Below are 12,569 nucleotides of genomic sequence, written 5' to 3' on the forward strand. Positions count from 1 at the left end.
TTATAAATAGCAATTAGGCGTTAATAGTAGGATAACGATGTTGCATTATGGTGACCAGAAACGATAGCGCGTGTGCGTCATGGTAAAGTTGTTATAATTAAAAGTGAGCACTCAAAGTTATATTGAACCGCTTTTATTAAATGGCTTTTATAAATGGTAATCTGCTATGACCCATCACGCTAATAAAGCTACTGACGCGATCGAACTTAACGGTGCTATTAAGGCAGACAGTGCTGCCAAGATGGTTGGTCAGCATCAGCCATTAGTGGATGGTTTTTCACGTCAGCTCACGTATCTGCGCTTATCAATTACGGATTTTTGCAATTTCCGCTGTGAGTATTGTTTGCCAAATGGTTATCAAGGCAAGCGTCCTGATGACGAATTAAGCGTGGCTGAAATTGCCACTTTGATACGTGGTTTTGCCCAAGTCGGTACTGAAAAGGTGCGTATTACCGGTGGTGAGCCGTCTATTCGTTGTGATGTGGTTGATATTATTGAAACGATTAAAAATACGGCTGGTATTAAAACAGTAGCAATGACCAGTAACGGCTATAAGCTTGGTAAGCACTTGGCAGCGTGGCAAAATGCGGGGCTTAATCAGCTGAATATCAGTATGGACAGCTTTGATGCGGCGACTTTCTATAAAATGACCGGTTTCGATATGTTGCCGCAACTATTGGCGGATATGGATATATTATTAGAAACGACAGATATTAAGCTAAAAATAAACGGCGTGTTAATGGCAGAATCGGCATTTCAAAATCTGTTAGATGCTATGAGTTATGTTAAGACGCGTCCGGTGATTTATCGTTTTATTGAATTTATGCAAACCAGTGATAATAGTGATTTGTTTTTTGCTCAGCATGCCCAAGCGGATACCATTACCGATTATTTATTGGCGCATGGCTGGCAGAGCAACGCACGCGGGCATGCTGATGGTCCAGCAGTGGAATATAGCCATCCGGATTATTTGGGACGAATTGGTATGATTGCTCCCTATGCCGCGCACTTTTGTGACAACTGTAATCGCTTGCGAGTCAGTAGTTTGGGGAAAGTTCATTTGTGCTTATTTGACCAAAGTAATTACGATATTCGCCATTATTTACGCCAAAATGATGTCAATGGTCTGGTCACGGCACTACGAAGTTTTATGCCCATCAAACCTGAGCACCATCATTTGCATGAGGAAAATAGCGGTATCATGCACAATCTATCTATCATTGGCGGTTAGCGTCGCTTTTGTGTCCTATCTTTTATTAAAAATTTGAACTCTTTTATTTTCGTTAAGGAAAACCCATGTCTAAGCCCATTGCAGCATTTGTTCCGCTTAATATTGCCGTACTGTGCGTGTCCGATAGCCGAACCTTAGATCAAGATACGTCAGGGCAGTATTTAGCAGACAGTTTGACGGCAGCGGGACACCATTTAGCAGACCGTAAAATTATTAGCGATGATATTTATCAGATTCGCGCGGTGATCAGTGGTTGGATTGCTGACCCAAACGTACATGCCGTGATTACCACGGGTGGCACAGGTTTTTTTATTAGAGACAGTATGCCCGAGGCAGTGAGCGTGTTATTTGATAAATCCATTGATGGCTTTGGCGAAATGTTCCGTCTGATTTCAAAAGATGATATCGGTATGTCGACGATTCAATCGCGCGCGGTTGCTGGTATGGCGAACAGTACCGGGATATTCTGCCTACCGGGTTCAACGGGTGCGTGTCGGACTGGTTGGGAAGACATATTAAAAGCTCAGTTCGATAGTCGTACGCGTCCGTGCAATTTTGTACCACATTTTATGCGTGCTAACCCAAGCCATGACTGACCATCCCAATAGCCAAGATAATTCAAGCATTTTAGCAGGGGTAGTTATTTTAGCAGGTGGCGCGTCCAAACGTATGGGCTTCCCTAAAGCTCAACTGACTTTACCAACAAATGAAACTTTACTGGATTACCATGTACGGCATTCTATGCTGTTAAATGTGCCGATTATGATTGCCGATAATGGTCGCGGTTTTATCGTTGATGGTGACTTACTTGCCAGCAATCCTAAGTTGCCCATTTTTCATATTGCTGATTATGGTTTTACAAATGCATCTAAGGTACACGATACTGGCGGTGCTTTAGTAGCCATCGAGTCGGCATTACAAACGTTAGCGCTAAGATCGGTTAAGTCCACCAATTCTACTGCGCTAAAAGCCAAGTCATGGCTACTGGTAATAAGCTGTGATAGTTTAATTCCTGCTAGCGAGCTTTGGCGACATTTGCAGCCTTTTATTGCTCACGCAGCTGATAAATCCGTGATTTGTTTGGCAGACGATGCCCATTTATACCCGCTATTAGGTCTTTATCGATTAAGTATTGAGCCAGAATTGCGGGCGTATATTGACCAAAACGAGCGTAGAGTGATGCGATTTATTGAACCTATTATGCACACGGCACCTATTCCAAAAACATGGCAGCACTTGACCAATTTTAATACGCCTGACGAATTTAAGCGCGTCTGCACAGCGTTATATCAACTATAGATTATGCTGTTAATACAATAATGAGAATTTGCCAATGACTGCTACTGCCAATATTGACCAGAATATGCCTACTGAATTAACGCCTGCTTTATCCCATTTAGATAGTAATGGCGATATCAATATGGTCGATGTGAGTGGCAAAACAGCAACGACTAGAGAAGCACATGCCACCGGTCAGGTACGTTTTCCAGCGACAATTTATGCGCAGATTAAAGCGGCAGATGGCATGACGAAAAAGGGCAGTATCACTCAGACTGCGCATATTGCCGGAATTATGGCGGCAAAACGCACCCATGATTTGATTCCGTTATGTCACCCATTGCCACTGGATAAAATTGGTTTAACCTTTGATTACGATGATAATGCACAGGCGATTATCGTGAATGCTACTGTCAAAGTGACGCATAAAACCGGCGTTGAAATGGAAGCGCTAACGGCAGTGAGCATCGCATGTTTGACAATTTATGATATGACCAAAGCCTTATCGCATGACATTATTATTGATAATATCTATCTTATAACCAAAACAGGTGGTAAGTCTGATTATCACTCGCCTTTAGATTAAGGGTTATTTCATAATAAAAGACAGTGACAGGAGATAAGCATGAACGTTAACGATAAACAAAAGACCATCACAAAAGATATTACGGTTTTATATTTTGCAGATTTAGCAGATGAAGCCAATTGTCATGAAGAAAAAGTCAGTATCTCGCAGTCAACGTCCTTAAATGAACTATACGAACATCTAAATGCACGCCACCATTTTAGTCGTCCACAGTCAGAATTACGAGTAGCGGTAAATGATTACTTTGTTAAATGGACAGAGGATATCAATGATGGCGATAACGTGGTCTTTATTGTTCCTGTAGCAGGTGGTTAACGATGGAAAATAATGCGAATATTATGACTGTAGATGCTACCACGGATGATACTAAGAACGACGTACATAGCCAATCAATGCGCATTAATCGTAGTGTTGATGCGGCATATGCGCTTGCTGAGCGCGATGGCTTTGCTTTATTAGATGTTGCCATTGATGAACGTAAGCTTAGAGAAATGCTTGATAATGACAGCTGCGGGGCGTTTGTAAGCTTCGAGGGGCGAGTACGCAATCATAATAATGCTACCAGTGTCGAGCGCTTAAGCTATTATGGCTATGAAGCATTAGCTATTAATCAAGGTCGGCAGATCATCGAAGAAGCCAAGCAGAAATTCGACATTACCCATGCTGTCGCCATTCACCGTATTGGCGCGTTAGAGATAGGTGATATCGCAGTGTGGATTGGGGTTGTCTCTGCGCATCGTTATCCTGCTTTTGATGCTTGCCGCTGGTTACTAGATACCATTAAAGCGGATATTCCGGTTTGGAAACAAGAGTATTATGAGAATGAACCTGCTAAATGGTTAAGTAATAATGGCTAAACCTTTATATAACTAAAATCCGTCATTAATAAGAATAATAATCAAGGTAGGCTATGAGCAACATGATATTAAGTAGCGGTATTCTGACTACTTTGAGGCAACAGGTAAGCGCATTATTAAAGCCGACGTTAACTGCTGCCTTATCTGCCTGCGCTATTTTTGCATTGTCGGCTTGTAGCCAAGATAAAGGAACAACGACTGAGCAAGGCATTGCTAATAACGACGCTAATAACGACGCTGGGCAAACGGAAACCATACGCATTGCCGCTGCTGCTAATTTAGCAGACGTACTGCCAGATATTATCGAAGGCTATAAAACTGATAATAATTTGCCTAATCAAAATATAGAAGTTAGCTATGCGTCTTCTGGCAAGCTATATGCCCAGATTCAGTCGGGTGCGCCTTATGACATTTTCTTATCTGCCAATCAAGAGTTTCCGGAAAAATGGGTTGCTGAGCGTCCAACAACCGCGACGAATGCTCAGCCTTTTACTTATACTCAAGGACAACTGTCAGTTTATAGTGCTACTAAGCCTATGTCTGGATTGACTCCTACCAGTTTGGTCGAACTATTAACCACTCAAAAAGACAGTAAGATTACCATTGCCAGTCCGGAGCTTGCGCCTTATGGTGCGTCTGCTAAAGTGTATCTACAAACCCAAAATATTTACGATAGCCTCAATAACCAACAGCGCATCATACAAGCGGAAAATATCGGGCAAGCTTTTCAGTATGCACACACCGGCAATGTCGATTACGGTTTTGTTGCCCAGTCGCAAGTCACCGCGATTAAAGCCAAGCCTGAGCAGTTTTATATTTTACCAGTAGATAGCTATCCAGCGATTTTACAAGATGGCGTGGTCATTAGTGATTCTGCTGTGGCAACAGACTTTGCAAGCTACTTACTGTCTCCTGCCGGACAACAGTATTTCGTCAAAGCAGGCTATTTAGAAGTAAGATAATGCACAATAATAGTAATGATGATAGTACGAGCAGTGATGTAATGGACGACTGATATGATGGCTCAAGCATTGATAGCAGACATGTTGACGCCATTTTGGGTCAGTATTAAGCTCGCTGGTATCACTACCTTGTGCTTATTACTACTTGCCACGCCACTTGCATATTGGTTAGCAAAACCCAGTCGCCGCGCTGTGCTGTCTCGTATCAAAATTATATTAATAGGCGTCATTGCGATGCCGTTGGTGCTGCCACCGACCGTTATTGGTTTTTACCTATTATTGCTGCTGAGCCCAACCTCAGCTTTTGGGCAATGGCTGGCGGCACATCATATCAGCCCTTTGATTTTTACCTTTGAAGGGCTGATTATTGGCTCTATCATTTACTCCTTGCCGTTTTATGTGCAGCCAGTTTATGCGCAGTTCTTACGTATTCCCAAAAGCGTGCTGGAAGTGGCGCATCTGCTAGAACCCAATAGTTTTCGGCGCTTTGTCTCCGTAGCGCTACCGCACGCGCGCGTTGGTATTATCTTGGGCAGTCTCATTAGCTTTGCTCATACCATTGGTGAATTTGGTGTGGTATTAATGATTGGCGGTAGTATTTCGGGTGAAACTAAAGTCATCTCAATTGCCATTTACGAGCAGGTAGAAGCGCTGAATTATGATACTGCTCATGTCATGTCAGCCGTTCTAATTGTGTTAGGTATGGTCATGGTGACCCTGATTGCCAGTATCAGTCGCGCAATATCAAAATAGGATAAGAGAATAAGGAAATAGGCGTTATCAATAAAAAAAAGATAACCATAAATATCGATAACGCTCAATAATCATAAGGAAAAATAAGATGGATTTAGGCAGTATTTTTATTCATGACACCACATGGTCTTTTGCTGCTGAAATCGTTATTCGGGTCATCGTGATGTTCTTTATGATTATCATGTTTTTGCGCTTTACTGGCAAACGTGGTGTACGCCAATTGTCTATTTTTGAGTTAACCATCATTTTATCACTTGGCTCCATCGCTGGTGACCCGATGTTTACTAAAGAATTACCACTGATTCAAGCGGTACTGATTATGAGCCTAGTTATTGGGCTATATCGGTTATCTACGTGGCTGATGATGAAATATCAACCGTTTGAAGATTTTTTGGAAGGTAAGTCGCTGTATATTGTCGAAAATGGGCAATTAGTGCTTGAGAAGATTGAAGAAGGGAAAATGTCGCATGATGAGTTTTTTGCTGAAATGCGCCAGCAAGGTATTGAGCATTTAGGTCAAGTTCGGGTCGGCTTATTAGAAACCGACGGCGAGCTTAGCGTCTTATTATTTGCGCCCGAAAAGGTACAGTATGGTTTACCGCTATTCCCTAAATCGTATCAAGCGGTCACTCAAGTACAAGTAGGCGACTGCCATGCGTGCATGTACTGTGGTCAAGTTGCGTCAATCACCCAGCCTGACGAAGCGTGTTCCCGCTGTCACCATAAAGATTGGGCAAGCGCGATAAATAGCCCACTGATTAGATAAATCGAATTATGATAATGGCTGACCTTAATCAATTACGGGCTTAATAAATACTGAATAAGCAGTTAAGATAAATGCGTATGTAAATGGTCAAGTAACAGTCTGATTTTTGGTGACAACTGCCGATTATGAGGATAAATTGCCCAAATACCTTCCTCAATCTCACTATATTTCTCTAACATACTGACCAATGCGCCCGTGTTTAAATGCTTTTGTACATAATAATCAGGCAGCTGGACAATACCTAGACCCTTTAGCGCTGCATCCATTAAGCTATAGCCACTGTTATAGCGTACGCTACCTGTCACCCGTATTTTCTTTTCTTTACCCGCATCTTGAAACTGCCAATAATCCAATGTACCAAGCAGACAGTTATGCTGTTTTAAATCAGTAAGAGTTTGCGGCGCGCCATATTGTTCAATATAAGCAGGCGCAGCGCAGACAAAATTGGTACGGCTGCTGAGCTTTTTTGCCATCATGGTCGAGTCGGGCAGCCTACCAATACGAATCGCCAAATCATAGCCACCATCGATTAAATCCAGCTTTTGATTGCTTAAAAAAGCATTTACTTCGATATCAGGATAGTACTGCATAAAATCATTGACCAGTGGTAACAATTGCTGCTCGCCATAGGTGACAGGCGCGGTCAGCTTAATCTTACCTTGCGGTTTTGATTGTAAGTTGGTTACCGCTTGTTCAGCAATTTCAAGCCCATCCAGTACGGCGCGGCAATGTTGATAAAAAATACGCCCTTCTTCAGTAAGTGACACCTTACGCGTCGTTCGATATAGCAGCTTTACCTTGAGGCGTTTTTCTAATGCACCAACTTGACGGCTCACTTGCGCGGTCGAGATACCTAGTTGCTTTGCTGCTTGAGTAAAGCTCTCATGTTCGGCGACATACACAAATTCGCTAATACCTTCCCACTGCATGATTATTACCCTCGTGTAAGAGTCATTTGCAAAGTGAGTATATTATCATTACTCTATACATACTATAAAATAGTCTCATTACTTTAGAAGTTATGGTACAAAAGAAGTTGTGATATAAACGTTTTAATATAAAGGCGTTTTTCTATATCAATGCGCTGGCTATTCTTCCCATATACAAACTCTCAAAACTTGAATTTGCAAAACCGTAATTCTGAAAACTTTAACGCTCAAAACGCTAACCCTCAAAATATTAACACTTAAAAATTACTTAAAAATAAGGATTGTTATGTCAGATAAATTTATCAAATCTAAAGCCGCCATTGCTTGGGGTCCCAATCAGCCACTAACGATTGAAGAAGTGGACGTCATGCTACCGCGCAAAGGCGAAGTGTTGGTCAAAATTGTCGCCAGTGGTGTGTGCCATACGGACGCTTTTACCTTATCTGGTGAAGACCCAGAAGGCGTGTTTCCAACCATTTTAGGTCATGAAGGCGGTGGTATCGTAGAGCAAATCGGCGAGGGCGTGACCAGCGTCCAAGTGGGCGACCATGTGATTCCGCTATACACCGCAGAATGTGGCGAATGTAAATTTTGTCTGTCTGGCAAAACCAATCTCTGCTCAGCAGTACGCGAGACACAAGGTAAAGGCTTAATGCCTGATGGTACCACGCGTTTCTATAAAGACGGTCAGCCAATTTATCATTATATGGGCTGCTCAACCTTCTCTGAATATACCGTATTGCCAGAGATTTCATTAGCCAAAGTGAATAAAGCAGCGCCATTGGAAGAAGTTTGCTTATTAGGTTGCGGCGTTACCACTGGTATGGGCGCGGTCATGAATACCGCCAAAGTCGAAGAAGGCGCGACGGTTGCTATCTTCGGTATGGGCGGTATTGGACTGTCAGCGGTTATCGGTGCTGAGATGGCAAAAGCCAGCCGCATCATTGCCATTGATATTAACGAAAGTAAATTTGAGCTGGCAAGAAAATTGGGCGCAACTGATTGCATCAATCCAAAAGATTATGACAAGCCCATTCAAGATGTCATCGTTGAGATGACGGATGGCGGTGTTGATTACTCGTTTGAGTGTATTGGTAATGTTGATGTTATGCGCTCAGCGCTTGAGTGCTGTCATAAAGGCTGGGGCGAGTCGGTCATCATCGGGGTTGCAGGCGCGGGTAAAGAAATCTCAACCCGTCCATTCCAGCTGGTTACTGGTCGCGTCTGGCGTGGCTCTGCTTTTGGCGGCGTCAAAGGTCGCACGGAACTGCCAGGCTACGTTGAGCGTTATTTAGCTGGCGAAATTCCACTGCAAGACTTTATCACGCATACCATGTCGCTAGAGGACATTAACGAAGCGTTTGACTTGATGCATGAAGGCAAAAGTATTCGTACCGTTATTCATTTCGACAAATAAAAGTAGCACGGTTTTATTGATAAATAGTCATAAAAAATGCTGTCCTTGATAGGGCAGCATTTTGCGTTATAAGCGATTTGTCTTTTAGTGCTTAAATAATCAATCCTTTTTAAAACTGTGCATATCTTCTAATATCCCTGTCAATCTATCGTATAACCACGGCTCCATATCATCAACCACTTGGTTGTATAAATGCGGTCCTATGGTTTCGATAATAAAATCTAGTAAAAATTTAGCGGGTAGATTACCAATATCAACATCGAATTCTGTTGTCATATAATCTCTAAGCTGGTCTAAAACAACTGTCTCAACATCATCCGATAGCTTAATGAGCGTATCTTTACTCATATCTATGCTCCAATAAAAGTCTTATAAAAGATGCTCATTATGTGTCATCTTATAAATTTTAACTGTGATAGGCGAGTGTATCATCGTTGTTTGCTATTATGATAAATTTGCATGGATGAGAGGTTTTATTATGATTGTGATTTACGGTATTAAGGAGATGTTGAATCCTATTAAATCCCAGCTATCTGAGGTGATTCATAGTTGTATGGAGTCAGTATTGGGATTGCCTGAAGATAAGCGTGCTCAGCGTTTTATTCCGTTAGAGACGGATGATTTTTATTATCCTGAAGGCAGAACAGCCGCTTATACTGTTATCGAAATTAACATGATGCAAGGTCGTACAGTCGCCACCCAAAAGGCGTTAATTAAAGCGTTGTTCCAACAGATTGAGCTTAAAATAGGCATACCACCGATAGATATCGAAATTACCATAAAAGAGCAGCCCGCGCATTGCTGGGGCTTTCGTGGTATGACGGGTGATGAAGTACAAGATTTGAGCTATAAGGTTAATGTGTAGAATATAATTTGAATAAAAGTGGATGTTTTAAGTCTTATTACTATTTAAAAGATTAAATACTATGAACGTACAAACATTAGAAACCAAACGCCTTTATTTGCGTCAATGGCAGCCAAGTGACTTGGCTATTTTTGCTGAGATGAATGCTGATCCAGAGGTCATGCGATATTTCCCCAAGCTATTATCAGCTACCGTGAGTGACATTATTGCCAATAAATGCCAGCAGCTGATTAAAGATAACGGCTGGGGATTTTGGGCGGTCAGTGTTAAAGGTAATTTAGATAAAGGAGTTGTAGAAAATTGCGATACCTATATCGGGTTTGTGGGTTTGAATCAGACACATGCTGACATGGCTTTTGCGCCTTGCGTTGAGATGGCTTGGCGGTTGCACAAGAATTATTGGGGACAGGGCTATGCGACTGAAGCGGCACAAGCTGCTTTAAAATTTGCTTTTGAAAAATTAAATCTTACGGAGGTCGTTGCATTCACCGCGGTCATCAATAAACCCTCGCAACTGCTTATGCAGCGTATCGGTATGATAAATACGCAAGATAACTTTTATCATCCTGCGCTTGAGCCAAATCATCCGCTTGCTGAGCAGGTATTGTATAATCTGACTCAGCAGCAGTGGCAAAAACTAGCGGTCAAACCGCGAGTATTTCTTAAAAAATAGCGTTGGTAATCTAACTTTTAAACTGGCTTTCAAACTAACTCTCAAACTTAAGACCTGACGTTTTAATGCCCCAAATTAATTCAACAAAAGCACGATTATTGGTTAGCGGCTCACCATCAATAATCAGCGCATAACCGTCGTTATCAATCCATAAGAATACAAAACTGGTTTCAGGAATTAATAAATCCACTTGTTGGAAAAATGAGATAGCACGGCTCCCAACTGACCAACCACGCTGTTTTTGCCGTAGCATAAAGCCTGAAAAGTCAGCTGCTGCCACGCTCAGCATGTCCGCTTCTTCTTGACTATAGCCAATCCGCGCCAAACAAAATCCGTCATCAGAGGCAATTGCCGCGCGGCGCTTGCCGGATAAACTTGCCACCACATACGGTAAAAACTGATCAAGCGGTAAGTTCGGTGCCGGTAAAAAAGTCGATAATTTCTCAATAAAGCCTTGCTCGACAAAACCATCGAGCCACAGCTCAGGATATTCTTCTAACCATGTCGCCACCAGCATGGTCTCTTTATGGGATAGCAAAGCTTGTAATGCCAGTTGCATCGCCGTCGGCGCCTGCTGTGAAAACGCCTCAAATACGCCAGCAGGGGTGAGAGTAATATAGGTTTTATCAGCATGATCAAAAACGGACATAGAAGCGACCTTGTTAAAATCTAAAAAAGAACGAGAGTGGTGACCAGTATTAGCAAGCCATCTTAATATTATTGGGCTTCAGGCGTAGTAAGTTCATCAGCGTTAACCGCCGTTTGTTCTAAGCGCTGCTGGCAGTCATTCCAACGCTCATCGAATAACCAGTCCCTTTTTCCTAAACGAAACCAAACAATAGAGAAGGCAAGGCGGTCATTACACGCCAAACAATGGGCAAAAAACTCATTTTCAAGTTGCTCAATAATTTGCCAGTTGTGGCTATCACGCGCATCCATCAGCTCATTGGTAATATTTTTGGCGACTTCCTTAGCATCATCACTACTGATACGTAAACTATGCGTATCCACATTGAGTGATGGGGTTACAAGGACGCTCCAGCGGGTCGCAAAAATACTGCTATGCTTAATATAATCAAGCTTATTAATACAATTGTGAAAGGCTTGCTCAGTTTGAGGGTGCAAACGTCCTTGAATCTTTGTGAAGATATCGGCGATATCATAAGAAATATCGTACCAGCAGCCATAAAAAAAGTCTGCTACTGCCCCCTGTAGCGGTTCTTTTTCAGTCAATAATAAAGCGGCATTAATGCGCTGCTCGTGGTAATAGCGATTGTTTGGTACCACAAATACTTTGCGGGAAAAATAGCGGAAAGCTTTGCGGGCGGCAAGCTCATTTTCATCGGTGGCAGATATATCGACCATAACGCTATCCTTTACTGTTTAATTAACGGCTTAATTAATAGCTATCTAGCTACGATTAAGCCATTATCTTCACCGATTGATACATTTTAATGGATACCTAAAGGCGGCTTATTTTTACCGTTATCCGTCATCTACTAATCAAGCAACGTTTCCATCAAATCGAGCATAAATTCAGCATCTTCCTCACTCATCGCCTCAAAGCCTTTCGGCATTCCAAGCTCAGCTAGGGCTTCTTGACCGTCCGTATCCTCATGCAGATTTAAAATAGCATCCATCAAGATATCGGTATCTGTAAAATCTTCTTTGACCAGTAATACATGGCTGATATCGGCAATATCACTTTCAATCAACACCGTCAGCTGAGATTTGGTCAATCGAGAGAAGCTATGGAAAATCTCCGATAAGAAAAAAGCGACTTGTGCTTCGCCTTTCATGACTTGTCGCGCTGCCGCTTGATACGTCTCTGTCACTGTCCAGTGCAAATCATCTTCTGCCAAATCAACCGCTTCTAACAAGCGCAACCCAATCAGCTTGACATCGCGATTGTTGGCCATTGCCACCGTTGCGCCATTAGGAATATCCTCTAAGCTATTAATAGCACTACTAGAGGCGGCGGTAATGACCATCTCATCGGATTTACCGATAGGGCGCGCCAGTGCCCGATAGCCTTGCTCACGAATCAAAAAAGCAGCATCAAAAGGATTGGCATAAATGATTTGAATATCGCCTTGAGCCACCAGTGCTTCTTGCTCAGTATAAGACGCGGGCATATTTAAGTGCATATTCAGATTGGCACGCTTTTGAATTAAAAGGTTAAGCATATGCCAGCCTGCAAAGCGCTCAGGCGAAAAATCAGGGGCAATTAACATATTGTGTGTTGTCATAAT

General features: G+C 42.4%; 17 protein-coding genes. 12 read left to right on the forward strand and 5 right to left on the reverse strand.

The window, feature by feature from the left end; translation table 11 throughout:
• Positions 1-166 precede the first annotated feature (166 nt).
• The 9 genes from moaA to AAEY78_RS06965 all read left to right on the forward strand — a co-directional run bounded on the left by moaA (position 167) and on the right by AAEY78_RS06965 (position 6,433).
• Positions 167-1,231, forward strand: a complete 1,065-nt coding sequence (moaA, locus tag AAEY78_RS06925) for a GTP 3',8-cyclase MoaA (protein WP_352338442.1) — start codon at positions 167-169, stop codon at positions 1,229-1,231.
• 65 nt (positions 1,232-1,296) lie between these two features.
• A complete protein-coding gene (moaB, locus tag AAEY78_RS06930) occupies positions 1,297-1,827 on the forward strand; it encodes a molybdenum cofactor biosynthesis protein B (protein ID WP_352338444.1) in 531 nt (176 codons plus the stop codon).
• Positions 1,787-2,530 carry a molybdenum cofactor guanylyltransferase gene (mobA, locus tag AAEY78_RS06935; RefSeq protein ID WP_352338446.1) on the forward strand — a complete coding sequence of 248 codons (744 nt, stop codon included), beginning with the start codon at positions 1,787-1,789 and terminating at the stop codon, positions 2,528-2,530. Before moaB ends, mobA begins: the two co-directional genes overlap by 41 nt.
• Positions 2,531-2,564: 34 nt before the next feature.
• Positions 2,565-3,095, forward strand: a complete 531-nt coding sequence (gene moaC / locus AAEY78_RS06940) for a cyclic pyranopterin monophosphate synthase MoaC (RefSeq protein WP_352338448.1) — start codon at positions 2,565-2,567, stop codon at positions 3,093-3,095.
• A 39-nt stretch (positions 3,096-3,134) separates the two neighbouring features.
• Positions 3,135-3,410, forward strand: a complete 276-nt coding sequence (locus tag AAEY78_RS06945) for a MoaD/ThiS family protein (RefSeq protein WP_352338450.1) — start codon at positions 3,135-3,137, stop codon at positions 3,408-3,410.
• A 2-nt stretch (positions 3,411-3,412) separates the two neighbouring features.
• Positions 3,413-3,952, forward strand: a complete 540-nt coding sequence (locus AAEY78_RS06950; RefSeq protein ID WP_352338452.1) for a molybdopterin synthase catalytic subunit — start codon at positions 3,413-3,415, stop codon at positions 3,950-3,952.
• Between the two features lie 53 nt (positions 3,953-4,005).
• On the forward strand, positions 4,006-4,914 hold the full coding sequence (modA, locus tag AAEY78_RS06955; RefSeq protein ID WP_352338454.1) for a molybdate ABC transporter substrate-binding protein: 909 nt from the start codon (positions 4,006-4,008) through the stop codon (positions 4,912-4,914).
• A gap of 54 nt (positions 4,915-4,968) precedes the next feature.
• Positions 4,969-5,667 carry a molybdate ABC transporter permease subunit gene (gene modB, locus AAEY78_RS06960; protein ID WP_352338455.1) on the forward strand — a complete coding sequence of 233 codons (699 nt, stop codon included), beginning with the start codon at positions 4,969-4,971 and terminating at the stop codon, positions 5,665-5,667.
• 88 nt (positions 5,668-5,755) lie between these two features.
• Complete coding sequence (locus AAEY78_RS06965) at positions 5,756-6,433, forward strand: DUF421 domain-containing protein (RefSeq protein ID WP_352338457.1); 678 nt, start codon at positions 5,756-5,758, stop codon at positions 6,431-6,433.
• Positions 6,434-6,495: 62 nt separating this feature from the next.
• On the opposite strand, the gene AAEY78_RS06970 is transcribed toward AAEY78_RS06965, so the two are convergent.
• Positions 6,496-7,362, reverse strand: a complete 867-nt coding sequence (locus AAEY78_RS06970) for a LysR family transcriptional regulator (RefSeq protein ID WP_352338458.1) — start codon at positions 7,360-7,362, stop codon at positions 6,496-6,498.
• Positions 7,363-7,663: 301 nt separating this feature from the next.
• Here AAEY78_RS06970 and AAEY78_RS06975 point away from each other — a divergent pair, with 301 nt between their 5' ends.
• Entirely contained in the window at positions 7,664-8,779 is a 1,116-nt protein-coding gene (locus AAEY78_RS06975) for an S-(hydroxymethyl)glutathione dehydrogenase/class III alcohol dehydrogenase (protein ID WP_502943705.1), read from the forward strand.
• 99 nt (positions 8,780-8,878) lie between these two features.
• Here AAEY78_RS06975 and AAEY78_RS06980 read toward each other — a convergent pair whose 3' ends face one another.
• Positions 8,879-9,127 (reverse strand): DUF2164 domain-containing protein, encoded by a 249-nt coding sequence (locus AAEY78_RS06980; RefSeq protein ID WP_352338461.1) that lies wholly within the window; start codon positions 9,125-9,127, stop codon positions 8,879-8,881.
• A gap of 130 nt (positions 9,128-9,257) precedes the next feature.
• Here AAEY78_RS06980 and AAEY78_RS06985 point away from each other — a divergent pair, with 130 nt between their 5' ends.
• Both AAEY78_RS06985 and AAEY78_RS06990 read left to right on the forward strand, forming a co-directional pair.
• Positions 9,258-9,644: a tautomerase family protein gene (locus AAEY78_RS06985; RefSeq protein ID WP_352338462.1), complete on the forward strand. Its 387-nt coding sequence runs from the start codon at positions 9,258-9,260 to the stop codon at positions 9,642-9,644.
• A 61-nt stretch (positions 9,645-9,705) separates the two neighbouring features.
• Positions 9,706-10,317 carry a GNAT family N-acetyltransferase gene (locus AAEY78_RS06990; RefSeq protein ID WP_352338464.1) on the forward strand — a complete coding sequence of 204 codons (612 nt, stop codon included), beginning with the start codon at positions 9,706-9,708 and terminating at the stop codon, positions 10,315-10,317.
• Between the two features lie 34 nt (positions 10,318-10,351).
• Here the strand turns inward: AAEY78_RS06990 and AAEY78_RS06995 are convergent, their stop codons facing one another.
• From AAEY78_RS06995 to AAEY78_RS07005, 3 genes are all read right to left on the reverse strand, one after another.
• A complete protein-coding gene (locus AAEY78_RS06995; RefSeq protein ID WP_352338466.1) occupies positions 10,352-10,966 on the reverse strand; it encodes a hypothetical protein in 615 nt (204 codons plus the stop codon).
• A 68-nt stretch (positions 10,967-11,034) separates the two neighbouring features.
• Complete coding sequence (locus AAEY78_RS07000; RefSeq protein WP_352338467.1) at positions 11,035-11,682, reverse strand: hypothetical protein; 648 nt, start codon at positions 11,680-11,682, stop codon at positions 11,035-11,037.
• A gap of 134 nt (positions 11,683-11,816) precedes the next feature.
• Complete coding sequence (locus tag AAEY78_RS07005; RefSeq protein WP_352338469.1) at positions 11,817-12,566, reverse strand: PhnD/SsuA/transferrin family substrate-binding protein; 750 nt, start codon at positions 12,564-12,566, stop codon at positions 11,817-11,819.
• Positions 12,567-12,569 lie beyond the last annotated feature (3 nt).

It is taken from the genome of Psychrobacter sp. 16-MNA-CIBAN-0192 (assembly GCF_040309565.1).
GTDB lineage: Bacteria > Pseudomonadota > Gammaproteobacteria > Pseudomonadales > Moraxellaceae > Psychrobacter.

Bases quoted from the DNA above. Each gene is read 5' to 3' on its own strand.
- moaA (WP_352338442.1), top strand. From the start codon at position 167: ATGACCCATCACGCTAATAAAGCTACTGACGCGATCGAACTTAACGGT.
- moaB (WP_352338444.1), top strand. From the start codon at position 1,297: ATGTCTAAGCCCATTGCAGCATTTGTTCCGCTTAATATTGCCGTACTG.
- moaC (WP_352338448.1), top strand. From the start codon at position 2,565: ATGACTGCTACTGCCAATATTGACCAGAATATGCCTACTGAATTAACG.
- AAEY78_RS06945 (WP_352338450.1), top strand. From the start codon at position 3,135: ATGAACGTTAACGATAAACAAAAGACCATCACAAAAGATATTACGGTT.
- AAEY78_RS06950 (WP_352338452.1), top strand. From the start codon at position 3,413: ATGGAAAATAATGCGAATATTATGACTGTAGATGCTACCACGGATGAT.
- modA (WP_352338454.1), top strand. From the start codon at position 4,006: ATGAGCAACATGATATTAAGTAGCGGTATTCTGACTACTTTGAGGCAA.
- modB (WP_352338455.1), top strand. From the start codon at position 4,969: ATGATGGCTCAAGCATTGATAGCAGACATGTTGACGCCATTTTGGGTC.
- AAEY78_RS06965 (WP_352338457.1), top strand. From the start codon at position 5,756: ATGGATTTAGGCAGTATTTTTATTCATGACACCACATGGTCTTTTGCT.
- AAEY78_RS06970 (WP_352338458.1), bottom strand. From the start codon at position 7,362: ATGCAGTGGGAAGGTATTAGCGAATTTGTGTATGTCGCCGAACATGAG.
- AAEY78_RS06980 (WP_352338461.1), bottom strand. From the start codon at position 9,127: ATGAGTAAAGATACGCTCATTAAGCTATCGGATGATGTTGAGACAGTT.
- AAEY78_RS06985 (WP_352338462.1), top strand. From the start codon at position 9,258: ATGATTGTGATTTACGGTATTAAGGAGATGTTGAATCCTATTAAATCC.
- AAEY78_RS06990 (WP_352338464.1), top strand. From the start codon at position 9,706: ATGAACGTACAAACATTAGAAACCAAACGCCTTTATTTGCGTCAATGG.
- AAEY78_RS06995 (WP_352338466.1), bottom strand. From the start codon at position 10,966: ATGTCCGTTTTTGATCATGCTGATAAAACCTATATTACTCTCACCCCT.
- AAEY78_RS07000 (WP_352338467.1), bottom strand. From the start codon at position 11,682: ATGGTCGATATATCTGCCACCGATGAAAATGAGCTTGCCGCCCGCAAA.
- AAEY78_RS07005 (WP_352338469.1), bottom strand. From the start codon at position 12,566: ATGACAACACACAATATGTTAATTGCCCCTGATTTTTCGCCTGAGCGC.